17 protein-coding genes are annotated in these 18,279 nt (G+C 39.8%); 16 read left to right on the top strand and 1 reads right to left on the bottom strand.

What is annotated here, in order from left to right; all coding sequences use genetic code 11:
- The first annotated feature begins 91 nt into the window (after positions 1-91).
- The 6 genes from AACZ30_RS05310 (at position 92) to AACZ30_RS05285 (ending at position 6,890) form a co-directional block, all read left to right on the top strand.
- Complete coding sequence (locus tag AACZ30_RS05310; protein WP_339648141.1) at positions 92-1,375, top strand: galactose oxidase; 1,284 nt, start codon at positions 92-94, stop codon at positions 1,373-1,375.
- A 183-nt stretch (positions 1,376-1,558) separates the two neighbouring features.
- Positions 1,559-3,223, top strand: a complete 1,665-nt coding sequence (locus tag AACZ30_RS05305) for an ATP-binding cassette domain-containing protein (RefSeq protein WP_075326125.1) — start codon at positions 1,559-1,561, stop codon at positions 3,221-3,223.
- Between the two features lie 2 nt (positions 3,224-3,225).
- Complete coding sequence (locus tag AACZ30_RS05300; protein WP_075326124.1) at positions 3,226-4,599, top strand: HlyD family efflux transporter periplasmic adaptor subunit; 1,374 nt, start codon at positions 3,226-3,228, stop codon at positions 4,597-4,599.
- 8 nt (positions 4,600-4,607) lie between these two features.
- Positions 4,608-5,984, top strand: a complete 1,377-nt coding sequence (locus AACZ30_RS05295; protein WP_339648139.1) for a TolC family protein — start codon at positions 4,608-4,610, stop codon at positions 5,982-5,984.
- Between the two features lie 92 nt (positions 5,985-6,076).
- A complete protein-coding gene (locus AACZ30_RS05290; protein ID WP_093305340.1) occupies positions 6,077-6,394 on the top strand; it encodes a hypothetical protein in 318 nt (105 codons plus the stop codon).
- A 1-nt stretch (position 6,395) separates the two neighbouring features.
- The gene (locus AACZ30_RS05285) at positions 6,396-6,890 is read left to right on the top strand and encodes a DUF2231 domain-containing protein (protein WP_339648137.1); all 495 of its coding nucleotides are present in this window, start codon (positions 6,396-6,398) and stop codon (positions 6,888-6,890) included.
- Between the two features lie 223 nt (positions 6,891-7,113).
- On the opposite strand, the gene AACZ30_RS05280 is transcribed toward AACZ30_RS05285, so the two are convergent.
- Entirely contained in the window at positions 7,114-8,364 is a 1,251-nt protein-coding gene (locus tag AACZ30_RS05280) for a S8 family peptidase (RefSeq protein WP_339648136.1), read from the bottom strand.
- Positions 8,365-8,893: 529 nt separating this feature from the next.
- Between AACZ30_RS05280 and AACZ30_RS05275 the strand changes: the two genes are divergently transcribed.
- The 10 genes from AACZ30_RS05275 (at position 8,894) to AACZ30_RS05230 (ending at position 17,986) form a co-directional block, all read left to right on the top strand.
- Positions 8,894-10,045, top strand: a complete 1,152-nt coding sequence (locus AACZ30_RS05275) for an FAD-dependent oxidoreductase (protein ID WP_339648135.1) — start codon at positions 8,894-8,896, stop codon at positions 10,043-10,045.
- Positions 10,046-10,065: 20 nt separating this feature from the next.
- The gene (locus AACZ30_RS05270) at positions 10,066-11,373 is read left to right on the top strand and encodes a TolC family protein (RefSeq protein ID WP_339648134.1); all 1,308 of its coding nucleotides are present in this window, start codon (positions 10,066-10,068) and stop codon (positions 11,371-11,373) included.
- A gap of 9 nt (positions 11,374-11,382) precedes the next feature.
- Positions 11,383-12,459: an efflux RND transporter periplasmic adaptor subunit gene (locus AACZ30_RS05265; protein ID WP_339648132.1), complete on the top strand. Its 1,077-nt coding sequence runs from the start codon at positions 11,383-11,385 to the stop codon at positions 12,457-12,459.
- 26 nt (positions 12,460-12,485) lie between these two features.
- Positions 12,486-15,734, top strand: coding sequence for an efflux RND transporter permease subunit (locus tag AACZ30_RS05260; RefSeq protein WP_339648131.1), 3,249 nt, complete (start codon positions 12,486-12,488; stop codon positions 15,732-15,734).
- Between the two features lie 129 nt (positions 15,735-15,863).
- Positions 15,864-16,169: a hypothetical protein gene (locus tag AACZ30_RS05255; protein WP_339648129.1), complete on the top strand. Its 306-nt coding sequence runs from the start codon at positions 15,864-15,866 to the stop codon at positions 16,167-16,169.
- A 17-nt stretch (positions 16,170-16,186) separates the two neighbouring features.
- Positions 16,187-16,396: a DUF2892 domain-containing protein gene (locus AACZ30_RS05250; protein WP_339648128.1), complete on the top strand. Its 210-nt coding sequence runs from the start codon at positions 16,187-16,189 to the stop codon at positions 16,394-16,396.
- A gap of 178 nt (positions 16,397-16,574) precedes the next feature.
- Positions 16,575-16,964: a DUF302 domain-containing protein gene (locus tag AACZ30_RS05245; protein WP_339648127.1), complete on the top strand. Its 390-nt coding sequence runs from the start codon at positions 16,575-16,577 to the stop codon at positions 16,962-16,964.
- A gap of 197 nt (positions 16,965-17,161) precedes the next feature.
- A complete protein-coding gene (locus AACZ30_RS05240; RefSeq protein ID WP_339648126.1) occupies positions 17,162-17,446 on the top strand; it encodes a rhodanese-like domain-containing protein in 285 nt (94 codons plus the stop codon).
- Between the two features lie 2 nt (positions 17,447-17,448).
- Positions 17,449-17,769, top strand: coding sequence for a rhodanese-like domain-containing protein (locus AACZ30_RS05235; RefSeq protein ID WP_339648125.1), 321 nt, complete (start codon positions 17,449-17,451; stop codon positions 17,767-17,769).
- 1 nt (position 17,770) lies between these two features.
- Positions 17,771-17,986: a hypothetical protein gene (locus tag AACZ30_RS05230; RefSeq protein ID WP_339648124.1), complete on the top strand. Its 216-nt coding sequence runs from the start codon at positions 17,771-17,773 to the stop codon at positions 17,984-17,986.
- Positions 17,987-18,279 lie beyond the last annotated feature (293 nt).

Raw genomic sequence — 18,279 nt, 5'->3', positions numbered from 1 at the left:
ATTAAAAAGGGAGACTTAAAGCAGTTAAGGCTTGGTTAAACCTACCTTAGTGTTTTGTTAGAAGCCTTATATTTATGATAAAGTATTAATTATGATGAAAAAATACCTTTTACTTAGTATTCTTTGTTTTTCGGTAATTAGCCTTAATTCTCAATCCTGGAAAACTCTTCCTGCAAATGGAGAAGCACAGGAACGCCACGAGAATGCTTTTGTACAGGCAGGAAAGCGGTTTATTTTAATTGGAGGTCGCGGTAATAAACCAATTGATATCTACGAAACCGAAAACCAAAAATGGAAAAAAGGAGCACAACCTCCCCTGGAAATTCACCATACACAGGCCGTGAGCCTGGACGGACTTGTATATATATTAGGCGCATTTACCGGTGGCTGGCCAGATGAAGATCCTATTCCTAATATTTATATTTACGACCCCTTAGAAAATTTATGGGTAAAAGGACCTGAAATTCCTGAAGACCGTAGACGTGGTGCTGCCGGCGTTGCAATAAAAGATAAAAAAATATACCTGATAAACGGAATTACCAATGGGCATACTTCCGGTTGGGTAAATTGGTTTGATGAATATGATGTTTATAAAAATAAATGGAAAATACTTCCAAATTCGCCTAATGAACGGGATCACTTTCAAGCAGTAATAACTGGGGATATACTCTTTGTTGCCGGCGGAAGGAAATCTGGAAGTGTTGAAGGAAACGGATTTGCCGGTACAGTGAAAGCCACAGATATCTACGATTTTAATGCGGGAAAATGGAAAACCATTTCTGAAATTCCTACGCCAAGAGGCGGCACGGCAGTTGGACTTTTAGATAATAAGCCTGTAATTTTGGGAGGTGAAAGTGATGCCCAGGAAAAAGCGCACAATGAAGCTGAAATCTTTAATTTTGCTGATGGAAAATGGGATAGCCTGCCTCCATTAAAACAAGGCCGGCACGGCACCCAGGCAATTACCATTAATAAGCAAATTATTATTGGTGCCGGAAGCGGAAATCGAGGTGGTGGCCCAGAGTTAAATTCGTTTGAAGTTTTTGCCAAAGACAATTCCCTTAATTTTAGTACCGATGCTATTCTGGCAGGGGAATTAAAAGCATCACAAGACAATCTTGATTTTTCAAAACAAGAAATAAAAAGTCTTAGAATTTCTCATAAAGGAGGTAACCAGGCTATTATAATTACCGAAATAAATATTAGTGATAATTTTAGTATTTTTAATAACAAAAGTCTCCCATTCATTTTAGCCCCACGTTCAGAATTTGAATTAAAAATAAAAGGAAATCAAAATCCCGGAGAACTGTTTATTAAAAGAGCGGGTAAAAAAGAAGACCTTAAAGTAAGCTTGAATAAGAATAACGAGAAGTAACCCCTTAACCTCATTATAAAATGGAATAAATTTGCATCCCAAATAATATAATACCGGGAAACCTAATCAAAAATAAAGCAAGAACAAGCGTTAAAATTTGATTAAACCCTAATGAAAAATTCTTTTGAAAATTATTTTTGCATATTATGGAAAATCACTTTTTAAACTGCATAGTATTACTTAATGAGCAAAACTAAACCAGGTACTCCGGTAAAAAGACTTTGGAATTTACTAAAATTAGACAAGCGCGATGTAAGTCATATTTTATTTTATGCACTTTTCGCGGGTTTATTAAATTTGGCAGTTCCCCTGGGTATACAGGCTATTGTGAATTTAATTCAGGGAGGAAAAGTTAGTACCAGCTGGGTAATTTTAGTGATTTTAGTTACGCTCGCAGTAGGTTTGGTTGGAGTTTTTGAGTTGCTACAACTTAGACTGGCAGAAAATATTCAGCAAAAAATATTTACACGTTCCAGTTTTGAATTTTCCTACCGTTTTCCCAAAATTAAAAGTGAAGCTTTACAAAATATCTATCCGCCAGAACTGGCAAACCGTTTTTTTGATACCCTAAAAGTTCAAAAAGGAGTAAGCAAAATTTTATTAGATCTCCCGGCGGCCACAGTCCAGGTTGTTTTTGGAGTTATACTGCTCTCCCTTTATCACCCATTTTTTATTTTATATGGACTATTACTGGTATTATTAATTTATATCGTCTTTAAATTTACCGCTGCCAAAGGTTTAAAAACCAGCTTAGACGAATCTAAAAACAAATACCAGGTAGCTCACTGGATTCAGGAGGTTGCCCGAAACTTAAACAGTTTTAAAATTTCTGGCCGAAGCAAGCTGGCGCTGGATAAAAACGATAAACTTACCGAAAAATACCTGAGGGAACGGGAAGAGCATTTTGGCGTTCTTAAAATTCAGTACATTAAACTTATTATTTTTAAGGTTTTGGTAGCCGGTGGTCTCCTGGCTATTGGAGGAATGTTGGTTCTAAACCAACAAATGAATATTGGTCAATTTGTAGCCGCCGAGATCATTATTCTCTTAATTATTTCTTCCGTAGAGAAAATGATACGAGGCCTTGAGGATATTTATGACACCCTTACCTCGCTGGAGAAACTGGGACAGGTAGTAGATAAACCCTTAGAACCTTCAGAAAATCAAAATTCTGTAAACGCTTCTAATGGTATTAAACTGGAATTTAAAGATGTGGCATTTGAGCCGGAAGGTTATTCGGTTTTAAAGGGAATTAATTTTGTAGTGAACCCCGGAAAATCGCTTGTAATTACCGGGCCGGCAGGAAATGGAAGAACCAGTCTTTTAAAACTCATTTCAGGTATTTTTAGTCCTACAAAAGGTAAAATTTATGTAAACGATCTCGCCCGGCACACCCTTGTTTTAAATGAATATCGGCAATATCTAGGGACTTTATTACCCGATGAAATTCCGTTTGAAGGTAGTCTTTGGGAGAATATAACTTTTGGAGATGAATCTATTTCAGACCAGGATATAGATTGGGCTTTAGAACAGGCTGGCTTAAAAGATTTTGTAAAAGAGCAAAACAATGGTATTTATACTCAAATTCATCCTGAAGGTAGATATTTATCTTCCCTTATTTCACAAAGAATTATCCTGGCCAGGGCTATTGTAAATAAGCCTGCAATACTTATTTTAAAAGAACCTTTTACGAAATTTGAACCTCAGGAAAAGAAAAGGATATTAAAGTTTTTAACCGATCCGCAGCAAAAATGGAGCTTAATTGTAGCCAGTAATGATGATTTATGGAAAGAAATTTGTGATGAGCGCCTGGAATTAGAGGATGGTAAAATCGTTAAATCCCTGTAGATATGCTGAATATTTCTGAAGAAAAATTAAACGAGCGTATAGATATTTCTGACTCTAGATCGGGGAAATTCGTTTTTAATAGAAAACACTACACTATATTTAATAAGGTGCTAATTGGCCTTTTTTTATTATTTATAATTATTCTCTTTTTACCCTGGACACAAAATATAAGATCTAGTGGAAATGTTACCACGCTAAGCCCGGAACACCGCCCACAAACCATACAATCTCCCATCCCCGGGAAAATTGAGCAATGGTATATTAACGAAGGGGATTTTGTAAATAGAGGAGATACTATTTTAAGAATTTCAGAGGTGAGTAGTGATTATTTTGATCCTTTATTAATCAATAGAACTTCCAGCCAAATAGATGCCAAACGCCAATCGGCCGACTCCTATGACGAAAAGATAGAAGCACTTAGGCAACAATTAGAAGCGCAGCAGCAAGAACGGGAGTTAAAGCGAAGTATGGCCACTAATAAACTGGCGCAAGCCGGCTTAAAGGTTCGTAGCGACAGTATTAAACTGGAAGCAGCAAAAACCGAGGTAGAAATTGCCAAAACGCAATTTGAACGTATGCAAACTCTGCAAGAAGAAGGTTTAAAATCTTTAACCGATTTGGAAGCGAGGCGTTTAAGATTGCAGGAAGCCCAGGCCCAACTAATTGCGCAAGAAAATCAACTTTTAGCCAGCCGTAATGAAGTAATAAATGCTGAAATTGAAATAAACCGAATTTCTGCTGAATACGCTGATAAAATTTCTAAAACCAGGCAGGAAATTTTTACCACTCAAAGCAACCAATTTGGTACTCGCGCTGAAGTTGATAAACTTCAAATTCAGCTTTCAAATTACCAACAGCGTAGCAATTTATATTATATTCTTGCACCCCAGGATGGTTACGTAAATAAAGCTCTACGCGCCGGTTTAGGTGAAACTTTTTCACAAGGAGAGCAATTAGTAGGTATAATGCCTTCCAACTATCAAATGGCGGTAGAAACGTATGTTAGGCCATTAGATTTACCACTTATGCATGTGGGCGAAGAGGTTCGTATTCAGTTTGATGGTTGGCCCTCAATAATTTTTAGCGGCTGGCCCAATCTTTCTTATGGTACTTATGGTGCCGAAGTAGTTGCGGTAGAAAATTATATTTCAAAAAATGGTAAATACCGTGTTCTCCTCGCCCCTGATCCCGATGATAATCCCTGGCCGGAACAAATAGGAATTGGCAGTGGTGCGCAAACTATAGCCCTCTTAGAAAATGTTCCTATTTGGTATGAATTATGGCGAAACTTAAACGGTTTCCCCCCTAACTATTACGAACCGGGAACCGGTGACAATACTGAATCTCAAGCGGCAAAAAGTAATAATAAAAAGTAGCCAAATAAATGCGCTTTGTACACTATTTTACAATCCTATTCTTTATTTGTTCTTCGGCAGTTGCCCAAACAGACAGCCTGAGTTATACCGAATTTTTAGATATTGTAGTAAGTGAACATCCTGTAGTTAGCCAGGCAGGATTGGTAAGAAATATAGGTGATGCCGAAGTACAGGCAGCAAGAGGTGCATTTGACCCTCGCTTTGAGGTAGATTATAAAGAAAAAGAGTATAAAGGTACCGAATATTACGACCTTCTTGATGCCCAATTACAAGTACCTATGTGGTACGGATTAAAATTAAAAGGCGGATTTCAACAAAATCAGGGCGCCTATGTAAATCCGCAAAACAAAGTGCCAGAACCCGGTTTATTTCAGGCAGGCGTAGTTTTATCGGTGGGAGAAGGACTTTGGATTAATTCTAGAATGGCGGGTTTACGCAAAGCCCAGGCCTATCGGGACCAAAGCCGGGCCGAGCAGCAATTAATGATAAATGATATTCTTCTGGATGCTTCGTTTGTATATTTTGAATGGTTAAGAGCGCACCAGAAATTACAGATTTTTGAAGATTTTCTAGAGAATGCAAATGAACGCTATCGCGGAATTAGGCGCGGCGCTCAAATGGGCGAAGTTGCAGGGATAGACACCGTAGAAGCAAGCCTAAATATTCAAAAACGTAGACTCCAGGCTAACCAGGCCATTGTAGAACTCAGAAAAAAACGGCTGGAACTTTCTACCTATTTATGGGACCAAGATCAACCGCTTATTTTACAGGAAAAGGTAAGACCCGTAACTACCGAAGAAGTTTTCCGTACTTTAATTTCTGAAATTCCTGAAGCAAATTTAGATACCCACCCGCAATTAGAATTTTACAGGAGAAAAATTGAAGCGCTCCAAATAGAAAAACGCTATCGCATTAATCAGTTATTACCCAAAATAGATTTGGAGTATAATTTCCTTTCAGAAGAACCCGAAAACTTTGAAACTTTTAATGCCAGTGCGTACAAAGCGGGTGTAAAATTTTCTATGCCATTATTTTTAAGAAGGGAACGTGGCGATCTTAAGATAGCCGAATTTGAGCTGCAGGATGCCAAATTAGAGCTAAACCTTAAAGACAACCAGTTACAAGCCAAAATTAATGCCCTGAAACAACAACTTCAGGCCTTTTTAGAGCAAATTGAAATGACAGAACAAATGGTGGTAGATTCTAATGCATTACTTCAGGCAGAAGTGCGTAAATTCAATTTTGGAGAAAGTTCAATCTTTTTAATGAATACCCGCGAAACCCGGTTTATAGAGGCCAGGCTGGAGCAATTAGATCTTCAGGTTAAATATTTAAAAACCCAGGCAGAGTACCTGCAGGCTCTGGGGAGAAATCCTGCGCAGTAAATTTCACTGCACACGTAATTACTCCTTTAGGTTTATTCTATCCAAACATATTATTTGTAACTTTAAAATTAGATAATCAAAAAATTAAAATTATGATCAGTAAAATTTTTAACTCAGTTGCTTTTATAGGCATTTTTCTTTTTATGGTTTCTTGTGGAGAAAGTACTGATACCGTAGAATCTGGAACTTACCAGGGAACAATAGAAGAGGTTGAACCTTCTAAAGATGAGATTTACGTAAAAACAAACGATAACAAGACTTTAGAGTTGTATTTCAAGGAAACTACCGAGTTAACCCGAAATGGAAGCACTGTAGATTTTTCAGAATTGAAAGAAGGTCAAAAGGTTGAAGTTGAAGTAGAAAAAGTGGGAAAACGTTTAGATCCCATTTCTGTAAAAATTATGGAATAAAATGAATCAGTTACCTGATTTTTGGCGGACAGAGGTTTTTCATCCTCTGTCCGTTCATTTTCCTATCGCCATTTTATTAGTTGCTTTTTTGTTTAAGTTAGTAGCGCTGGGCTCGGCAAAAGAAGTCTGGAAACAAGGAGGAACTATACTACTTTTATTAGGTACAATAGGAGTTTGGATTGCAATTTATACCGGTAATTTAGCCGATGGTATTGTCTCACGAAAAATTTGTGATCCCACCGTTCTTAAACAACATCAAAACCTGGCGTATGTGACCGCCTGGCTTTTTACTGCCTCCCTCCTTCTTGATCTATTAAAATTTTCAAGAATTCGATTACTTACCCAAAAGAAGAATTTATTATCCTTTCTTTGTATCGTTACATTATCAATAGGCTCCGGTTATCTTATGTATGTAGGGCATTTAGGCGCCACCTTAGTTTACCAACAGGGAGCAGGCGTTTATCAGCCATCAGGCGATTGCGCTGAATTTAATTAATAGACTTTATTTTAAAATAATTTCAGATTAACCAAAACTCCCTCAAATTAAAAAAAGCTTAAGTGCTGCTGATAAAAAGGAGAAGCTGAAAAAAACAACAATCAATTTCCCCATGTATTATTCCGGGATGTTCTAATTAATGAGCAACGAATCATTAAAGCATTAACTAAATAAAAAAGCACCGCTCTGGCGGTGCTTTTCAGTATAAAATTTAAGCTATTTTTTAGTGTACAATAATCGCATCTGCAGTTCCATCTGGATCTCCATTTACAGTTCCATCAGTAGAGGCACTTCCTAATAATAGAACTCCGGCTGCATGTGGTGAAGCCATAGAAGTACCGCTTATTGAATTATAACCACCGTCTTTCCAGGTTGAATTAATCGCAACTCCCGGAGCAGCGTAATCTACCGGCGGATTTCCGTAGTTAGAGAAAGAAGCCCAGTTATCGTTAGAATCCATTGCAGAGATCGTTACGATATTTGCTCCGTTTACTCTGGCAGGAGAACTGGTATTCGCATCAGAACTTTCATTTCCGGCTGCAAGAGCGAAAATAATTCCGTTTTGTGAAGCTGAAAGTACTACGCTATCTAAAGCATCTGAAGTTGGCCCGCCAAGACTCATATTGGCAACATCGCCAGCACTTCCGTAAGCAGCAACGTGATCTACACCGGCTATTACGCCAGAGTAAGAACCACTACCACGACTATCCAAAACTTTTACAGGAATAACTGAAGCTCCCGGTGCTACCCCAACAACTCCAAAATCATTATTTAAAGCTGCGATAGTTCCGGCAACGTGTGTTCCATGACCATTGCCATCATCGGTAGATTTTCCATCTCTTCCAGAGGTAAATGCATTAAATCCTCTTGAAGCATCTACATTAAGATCTGGATGATCTGTGTCTATTCCGCTATCAATTACCCACGCAACATTAGAACCAGTGTAAGAAGCTACACCATTAACCCGGGTAATTCCGTAAGGTACATCCTGGGAAGAGTCTCCTCCCCCATCGTCTCCATCTCCCGGATCTTCATCACAGGGCCCGCCGTTTGGCGTTCCACAAGGAGGGGCAAATTGCACAATTCTATCTTCCTCGATAAAAGCAATTTCTTTTTTACCTCTTAAAGCTTCCACCTGCTCCAGGTTAAGTTTAAGCGCTGCACCATTAATTGTTTTACTATAAACAGCTAAAAGTTCGGTGTCAGGAATATTAGCTTCAGATAATACCCTTTTGGTAGTATTAGCCACTTCTTCCTGTGCCTTGGTATAACTTTCCGGATATTTTGAAGAAGCATTTCCGGTAATATCTTCATTAAAAACCACGATATACTGGCCTTCGATAATATCGGCTGAAGAAGGAGCTACCAATTCTTCATCCATAGGTTGTTCTCGTGCTTGGTCCTGAGAACATGAAACAAAAAAAGCGGCAGCTATTGCAGTTACCGCGAACGATTTAAAGTTTTTTAAATCCATAAAAATAAAATGTTTGATTAATAAAAGGTTAATAGATTCGTCTAATCTATCACTTTATCGACAATTTCCAAACTTTTATCCTAATAATTTGATAATATGATTATTTCAATTTTATAGAATTTTCAGTCTGGTCCTATTTATTTCAAGGGATTCTTAAGGATAAAATTATTTTTTTATGTAAGAATTTTCTTACTACGAATTAAAATTTCAGCAGGTTTCCAAAAACCTGATTATGCTCATAGGACACTAAAAAATATTCCCGTATACCCACCTGTCAACCAGACCTCTATGTAACAAAAGTTGCTTCCCACAGGTAATCCACCCATTAATTTTGTCATCTAATTAGAAATAAAATTGTTTGAGTATTGACCTCAACAACATAAAAATTGAATAATGAACAACCTGCAAGACTACTTAAGAGAAATCCTGATAGAATTTCCAAAAACTTTGGCTTCTACGGTGAATCCCACAGCACCAGCTGAAGCTATTGCAATAAGCATTCACAGCATCAATTTAAAAATAATCAATTATGAAAACCATCTTAGTATTAGGAGCCGGACAAGGCGGAATTGTCACTGCAAGAGAGCTGAGCAGACATAGCGGAAACGAAGAAGATATCAATCTTGTAAAGATCCTGGTTTTCGAGAAAGAGGAAACCAACGTGTATTCGCCTTCTCTCCCATGGGTGATGGTTGGAAAAAGCAAACAGCAGGAGATCACAGAGCGTTCAGATAAACTGCAGGCTTCAGGCCTGGAAGTTATTAGAGGGGAAATAGAAAATATAGATCCAGAAAATATTGCTTTAACCGTAAACGGGAAGCAGTATAAAGGAGATCATATGGTAGTTTCCCTGGGCGTGGAGCAGGCAGATATTTATAACCTTGATCAATTTGGCTTTAATTTCTTTACCCTAAAAGGAGCTCAGGATTTTTATGCTGAATTAAAAAAATTTGACGGAGGTGAAATTGCTATTTTAGTTTCTTCCCTTCCATTTAAAAGCCCGGCGGCGCCTTATGAAGCTGCGATGCTTATAGAAGATTTTGTAAGAAAGAACAACCTTCCTAAATCCACTAATGTTTCTCTGTATACGCCTGAAGCCGGCCTAATGGAATTCGCCGGCGCTGAAGCTTCGCGGGAACTAAAAGAACTGTTGGAAAAGAAAGGGATCAAATATTTCCCAAACCACGAACTGAAAGCTGTTTCAGGAAACGCACTGGAATTCAGCAATGGGGAAACCTATGATTATGATCTTCTGGCTTATACTCCACTGCACCAGCTACCCGAAGTGATCAAAAAGAGCGATTTAGCAGGAAATTCCGAGTGGGTAGATGTGGATAACAAAACCTTGCAAACCAAATTCGAAAATGTCTATGCCATTGGGGACATCACCCACGTAACAGCTGAAAACGGATCTATACTTCCAAAGATTGGAGTATTTGCAAGACAGCAGGCAGCGGTTGTAGCTCACAATATTGGCAGAATACTTTCAAATCAAAAACCAGATCAAACTTTCGTTCCCGAAGGAAAATACTTTATCGAAGCGGGTGAAGGAAAGGCCAGTGAGACGGGCGGAAGATTTTCGGCTACCGGAAAGAATGAGGTCAAAATGAAAACTCCCGCCCAGTGGGGACATTTCTCCAAATGGTGGGATGAAAAATTTTGGTTCTTCAAAAACTTTTAATCAGAGATAATAGACAAACGATGAACATCAAATATATATTTACAATGTTGGCTTTACTGCCGGGGCTGTGGTTACAGGCACAGGAAACGAAGCCCATATCCTTAAGTGAAGCCATACAGCTGGTAAAGGAAAACAACAGGGAGATCAAGATCTCACAGCAGGAGTTCCTCGAATCCAGGGGAGATTACCGGCAAACGAATTCCATCTTTTTACCCAATGTTGCAGTCTCACATACGGGAATGACCACTACCAACCCTTTGATGGCTTTTGGATCAAAACTGAACCAGGAAATTGTTACGCAGAGTGACTTCAATCCCGATTTTTTAAACAACCCTAAAAGGATCGACAATTTTGCTACCAAAATTGAAGTGGAACAGCCACTTATTAATGTAGACGGGATCTACCAGCGAAAAGCGGCAAAAAAGAAGATGGATGCCACTGCTTTACAAACAGATCGCACCATAGACCATATGGTGCTGGAGGTAGAGAAAGCTTATATGCAACTGCAACTCGCGCACCAGGCAGTAACTGTTTTGGAAAGCGCTCAAAAGGCAGCGCTCGCCAACCAGAAACTGGCAAATGACAGCTATAAACAGGGATATCTGCAAAGATCAGATGTGCTTTCAGTAGAAATTCGGGTTTCTGAAGTCAATAATCAGCTGCAGTATGCAAAAAGCAACGTGATCAATGCATCAGACTATCTGGCGTATTTTTTAAACGAACCATTGAATACGATTTTTGAGCCTACAGATCCTTTGGAGATTTCGATTCCTGTTCAGGGAAATATGGAGGCTGTTTCTAAGGACCGTGCAGATATTAGAGCGATGGAACTGGCGACTGAGGCTTACGGCGAAATGCTGCAGGCAGATAAAATGTCCTTTCTCCCTCGTCTGAATGCCTTTGGAAGCTATGAACTTTATGATGATGAAATATTTTCTGGCGATGCCAGCGGATATCTCGCAGGCATTCAGTTGAAATGGGACTTATTTGAAGGTTATAAGCGCTTCGGAAAACTTCAGAAAAGTAAGGCAACTTATGAAAAAGCCAGGCTGGAATTTGATTCCTATGTTTCCAAAAGCGAGATGGAACGAAACAGGGCAGGCCGGGCAGTAAAAGATGCCGAAAATAAGCTGAACCTCACCCGACTTGCACTGGAACAAGCCGAAGAATCGTTGCGCATACGTTACAACAGGTTTGAGCAGGGGCTTGAGAAAACCAGCGACCTACTTACGGCCGAAGCACAATTTTCGCAGAAACAACTGGAATACGCACAAACCATTTTTGAATACAATTACGCACAGGTACAACTCGATTTTTTAATTAAATAAACAGTCAATATGAAATCCAAATTATATATCCTGAGTCTTTTGGGAGCAACGACCCTACTCTTTAGTTGCGGAGACTCTTCAGAAAAAAATATTACAGAAAATACTCCGGCGGTGGCAGTTACCGTAGAAACTCCTTCAAGATCTGACCAGTCCTTCCTCACTTTTAGCGGAAAAATAGAGGCGGTTGAAAATGCCACTTTAAGCACCCGAAATATGGGCTATGTTACCCGCGTAAATGCAAAGGTGGGCGATGTGGTAGAAAAAGGTCAGCTGCTTATCGAGATTAATAATGCCGACCTGCAGGCAAAGCGGGCGCAGGTGAATGCAGGAATTACTGAAGCCACAGCGGCTTTTAAAAATGCAGAAAAAGATTATGAGCGCTACAGCTCATTGTTTGAAGATAACAGCGCCACTCAAAAGGAAATGGATGATATCACGGCGAGGTACCAAATGGCAAAAGCCAGACTTGAAGCCGCAAGGCAGCAAAAGAATGAAATCAATGCGCAATTCGCTTATTCCAATATTGTAGCTCCCTTTAGCGGAGTGGTTACTTCAAAAAATGTTGAGGTTGGGGATATGGCAAATCCCGGTATGCCGTTGCTAAACCTGGAAGTTCCCGGAAAATTTGAGGTAAGGGCAAGTGTTCCGGAATCTGAAATAGCTTCAGTTAAACAGGGAACAGAAGTGAATGTGCAGGTTAAATCTTCAGGAGAAATCTTAAAAGGAATGGTTTCAGAAATAAGCACTTCCGCAAGGAATTCAGGCGGGCAGTATGTGGTAAATGTCGCATTAGACGAGACCGATGCTTCGATTTACTCGGGGATGTATGCCAGCGTTCAGTTTCCTACCACAGCCGTGGACGAACGAGAGGTTGTTCTCATTCCGTCCTCAGCACTTGTAACCCGCGGAGACCTACACGGAATTTATACGCCAAGCCAGCAAAATACCGCCATCCTAAGATGGGTGCGACTGGGAAGAACGGTTGGTGACGAAGTGGAAGTTCTTTCGGGTCTTAATGCCGGGGAGTCTTATATCTCTTCAGCCGAAGGGAAATTATATAATGGGGCCAAACTTGAAATTCGATAAGCCTTCAGCAATAAAAATATTACGGAATGAAAGAAGGATTAGCAGGCAAAATTGCCAAAGGTTTTATGGATTCGAAGCTTACGGTGCTACTAATGATTGTGTTTATGGTCATTGGAGTGTACAGTTCGTTTTTGATCCCTAGGGAAGAAGAGCCCCAGATTGATGTACCAATGGCCGACATCTTTGTTGGTTATCCAGGTGCAAGCCCCACAGAACTTGAATCGCGGGTAATACAACCGCTTGAAAAAATGGTTTCCAATATTCCCGGGGTAGAATACATCTACTCCACTTCCATGAAAGAGCAGGGAATGGTGACCGTGCAATTCCTGGTGGGCGAAGATATTGAACGCTCCTATGTGAAGCTTTATAATGAGCTTATGAAGCATATGGACCAGATGCCGCAGGGCGCGACGATGCCGCTGGTGAAGACCCGTGCCATTGATGATGTTCCTGTGCTGGGTCTTACGCTGTGGAGTGAAACTTATGATGATTACCAGCTTAGGCAAATTGCCAATGAACTTACGCACGAGATCGAAAAGGTACCCGATGTTTCCATTACCAACAAGATTGGTGGCCGTAGCAGGCAGGTGCGCGTGGTGCTTGATAAGGAAAAAATGGCTGCCAGCGGAGTGGATTTCCTGGGCGTTTCTGAAATGATCCAAGCCAGCAATCAGCAGCTTTCTTCCGGAAGTTTTAATCAGAATGATACTGAATTTCTTGTAAATACCGGAAGTTTCCTGGAATCTGCTGAAGATGTGGAGAACCTTATTATTGGATCTCAGCAGCAACAGCCCGTATATCTGTACCAAATTGCTGAAGTAATTGAAGGACCGGAATTACCCAAAGAATACGTTTCTTTTGGCTATGGAAAAGGCTCTGCAGTTGGAAGTAATTTCTCTTCGGAATATCCCGCGGTGACCATTTCGGTGGCCAAGATCAAAGGTGCAGATGCTATGAAAATAGCCGATGTGATCATTGATAAGGTAGATCACCTGAAGACAAATCTTATTCCGGATGATGTGTACGTAGAAGTTACCCGAAACTATGGGGAAACAGCTTCTCACAAAGTTTCAGAATTACTTCTGCATTTGATCGGGGCCATTATCGCAGTTACCCTGGTGGTAATGCTGGCAATGGGCTGGCGCGGCGGACTGGTGGTATTCCTTTCTGTCCCTGTGACATTTGCACTTACGCTGCTTAGTTACTATTTGCTGGATTATACATTAAACCGAATTACCCTTTTTGCCCTTGTATTTGTAACAGGGATCGTGGTGGACGATTCCATTATCATAGCCGAAAATATGCACCGGCATTTCAAGATGAAACGGCTTCCGTTCAAGCAAGCTGCTCTTTATGCCATCAACGAAGTGGGGAACCCGACAATCCTGGCCACTTTCACGGTGATTGCTTCGGTATTGCCTATGGCCTTTGTAAGCGGATTGATGGGGCCTTATATGAGCCCAATGCCTATTGGAGCTTCCATTGCAATGATTCTGTCATTATTCGTAGCGCTAACTATTACACCTTATTTGGGGCTCATCTTTTTAAGAGAGAAAAGCAAAGGCAAAGACAGTGTTGAGGAAGAATCTACAGGACAAATCGAAGATACTAGAATCTTTAAGATCTATAATAAATTGGAAAGGCCGCTTATTGACAACAAAAAGACCCGTTGGATCTTTCTGGGTACCACTATGCTGTTGTTGTTGGGCTCTGTAGCCTTGTTCTTTACCAAATCGGTTGCGGTGAAAATGCTTCCGTTTGACAACAAGAATGAATTCCAGGTGGTGATAGATATGCCCGAAGGCACAACTTTGGAACGAACCGCCATAGTGTCAAGAGAGATTGGGCAGTACCTGTCCCAAAGACCAGAGGTGGTGAATTATCAGAGTTATGTTGGGACATCTGCACCCATAACCTTTAACGGACTTGTTAGACATTATGACCTGAGAGGTGCAAGTAACACGGCCGATATTCAGGTGAACCTGAAGGACAAGAGCGAAAGAAGTGAGCAAAGCCACGACATCGCGAAATTATTACGACCCGATATTCAGAAGATTGCAGCAAAATTTGATGCCAATGTGAAGATCGTGGAAGTACCACCGGGACCTCCCGTAATGTCAACAATTGTTGCTGAAGTTTACGGACCCGATTACGATAAGCAAATGGAAATTGCTGATGAGATCCAGGGAATCTTGAAACACACCCCAGATGTTGTGGATGTGGATTGGATGGTAGAGGCAGACCAGGCCGAATATCATTTTGAGATCGACAAGGAAAAAGCAGTGCGCTATGGAATTGCTCCGCAGCAAATCGTTCATACCATGAATGCCGCTTTGGGAGAAAGTGCAATTGCACATTTATATGATGAAGATGCTACCCAAAGAGTGGGGATCCTTCTTGCCCTGGCAGAGCAGGAAAAATCCACTCCGGTAGATATTTCCCAGATCAAAATGGTATCGCAAACCGGACAAATGGTGAGTGTGGCAGATCTTGTTCAGATCCAGGAAAAGCTTAGGGAAAAAAGCATTTTCAGAAAAAATCAAAAGAGGGTGGTGTATGTTCTGGCAGATATGGCCGGAGAGCTTGAAAGTCCTGTTTATGCCATCTTAGGAATGGAAGAGAAATTAAAAGAGATCGAACTTCCTGCCGGTTATGAACTTGATGAGCTTTACATACAACAACCCGAAATGGAAGATGATTATACCGTAAAATGGGATGGGGAATGGCAAATCACGCTGGAGGTCTTTAGAGACCTGGGAATTGCCTTTCTGGGAGTGATTTTCATAATCTATATCCTCATCGTTGGTTGGTTTCAAAACTATCGTGCACCAATCGTGATGATGGTAGCTATCCCGCTTTCCCTTATCGGGATCGTGCTTGGACACTGGGTTATGGGTGCTTTCTTTACCGCTACTTCATTTATTGGGATGATCGCGCTTGCAGGAATTATGGTTAGGAACTCGGTGTTGCTCATCGACTTCGTGAACCTGCGACTGGAAGACGGAATTCCGTTGAAACAGGCAGTGATAGAAGCCGGTGCTGTGCGAACTACTCCTATTCTTCTAACTGCAGGAACTGTTGTAATAGGCGCATTCGTGATACTATTTGACCCGATCTTCCAGGGGTTGGCAATCTCATTAATGGGAGGAACTATTGTTTCGACGATCCTTACGCTGCTGGTAGTGCCTTTAGTGTATTATATGATAGAGCGGAAAAAGTATGAAGCACGGGAGGAAAAAGAAATTGTTGTTGAAGAAAAAAACCTGAGGAAGTGATGTAAGACAGTTTGGAGTTGTGGGTTGTCGGTGATGAGCGCTGGTAAAGCAATAACTGATAACTCACAACCTGAAACTGAGAACCGAATTACCATTAAACTTTGAACATTAGACCTTAAACCTTAAAAAATGAAACTACTAATTGTAACAAGTGTTGCGGAATTTCAAAAAGAGATCCTCAGCATTTTTAAAAAGGCAAAAATTGAAGCCTTCAGCCGTACTGAAATAGACGGTTATAAAAATACCAATTCGGTCATTGCAACGAGAAGCTGGTTTCCAGGAGAAAAAGGCGGCAACGAATCGCTTATGTTCTTCTCTTTTACCGAAAATGAAAAAATCGAACTACTGTTCAAACTGGTTTCAGAATTTAATGAGAACCTGGAAACCAATAACCCTATAAGGGTGGCAGTGCTTAATATTGAAAACTATATCTAACCTAAAAATATTTAAAAATGAAAAATCGAGTTGTACGTGGAATTGCAGGAACTTTTGTGCTTGTAAGTCTTTTATTAGCCGTTTACGTAAATATTAACTGGTTGTGGTTTACCGCTTTTGTGGGGGCAAACCTGCTTCAATCTTCCCTTACCCACTGGTGCCTTATGGATAAAATTCTGGAAAGGCTGGGAGTGACAGATGAAGTGGAGCCTGGCCAGAAGTGCTAGATAATCCAGAAGATTCCTGGAATTCAGCTTAAAAATAGTTTTAAACTGGATCTGGATTATATTCTAAAAATAAGCTTGAGGAGAAAAAATTCTTAGGAAATTCACACAAGATTAATAATTCCTTTTTCTTCCCTCGCTAGAAAACAATTAACTTTAAGGGTAACCAAAAAATTATATTATGAGCTATTATTTTTCAAAAGTCCTTAACGATTCATTCGATGAGGCTATAGATAAAGTGACCAAAGAATTAAAAGAAGAAGACTTTGGTATTCTTACTGAAATAGATGTAAAGGAAACCTTCAAAAAGAAACTCGATGTTGATTTTAGAAAGTACAGAATTCTTGGAGCCTGCAATCCGAAAATGGCCCACCAGGCAATTTCTGCTGAAAGCAAGATTGGCACCATGCTACCCTGTAACGTAATTGTACAGGAAACAGAAGATGGAAAAACTGAAGTTTCTGCAGTAGATCCTGTGGCTTCTATGAGTGCCGTAGAGAACCACAAACTTGGAGATATTGCACAAGACGTGCGCTCTAAACTCAAAACGGTGATTGAAAGACTTTCTTAGATTTCGAGCATAAAATTTCTTAAATCTTAATGTCAGGATGGTCATTATACCATCCTGATTTTTTTTCTTTCTCTTTGTTTTCTAATCGGTTATGTAACAAAAGTGACTGTAGTAAGAAGGCATTCGTAGTAATTTTGTCTTTCAATTCTGTATTCTTCAATACAGATTAAAATGATTTTCAAATAAAATATTTAAAGATGAAAACAGAAGATTTAATTAAAAATAATAAGGGAACCATAGTAGATGTAAGAACCGTTAACGAATTTATGGGAGGAAGTGTTTCTACCGCCGTAAATATCCCGTTAAATGAAATTCCACTAAGGCTTGATGAGTTAAAAGAATTAGAATCTCCTTTGATTCTATGTTGTGCCTCGGGGAATAGAAGCGGACAGGCTGCAAATTATCTAAGCAGCAAGGGATTTGATTGTGTAAATGGCGGATCGTGGCTTGAAGTTAATTTTTTAACCTCAGAAACAGCCTAATTATGATCTCAAAACTTAAAGAGCTTTTAGGAATAAAACCTGCTCCTAATTATAAAAAACTCCTCCAGGAAGGCGGAATTATCGTAGACGTAAGAAGTAAAGCAGAATTCTCGGGCGGTCATATTAAAGGATCAAAAAATATTCCTTTACAAACACTATCTGCAAATATTGAAAAATTAAAAGATAAAAATAAGCCAATAATTACCTGTTGTGCTTCGGGGATGAGAAGTGCTTCCGCTAAGAGTGTACTAAAATCTAACGGATTCTCAAATGTATATAACGGTGGAAGTTGGGCCGCACTAAACGGTAAAATATCATCTTGATATGCTAAAAAGAATTGCTACCGGTTGGACCTGGATAAGAGCTGCCTATTTTTTAATAGGAACTTTTGTAATTGTGCAAAGCGCATTTGAAGGAGAATGGATTGGTATTCTTCTCGGCGCCTGGCCTGCTGCTATGGGGCTTTTTGGACTTGCCTGTGCGGGAGGAAATTGTTATACCGGAACTTGCGAAGTAAGGTCAGAAGACCCTAATCATTAGATAATACTGTTCTCTAAAAAGCTGACTTTTGGTAAGCCCTCTACTTTTTCAATATTTTTCTATTCTCATAAATAAAAAAGCTTCTCAGAAATGAGAAGCTTTTTTTGTGCGGGCGGAGATTCTTTCCAATGTTCATCGGGATAAACTTGTCGTCTCTCCGCTTGGATTTTCATCATTTTCACAAAATAAAAAAAGCCCTTCATTCCTGAAGGGCTTTTTGTGCGGGCGGAGATTCTTACCACCAAAAATAATTATCTTTATTAGGTAAATATCAGATTTTAAATTAAAGTCCC

The organism is uncultured Salegentibacter sp. (genome assembly GCF_963972535.1).
In the GTDB taxonomy this organism is placed as follows: domain Bacteria; phylum Bacteroidota; class Bacteroidia; order Flavobacteriales; family Flavobacteriaceae; genus Salegentibacter.
This window is presented reverse-complemented; position numbering and strand designations above follow the sequence as displayed.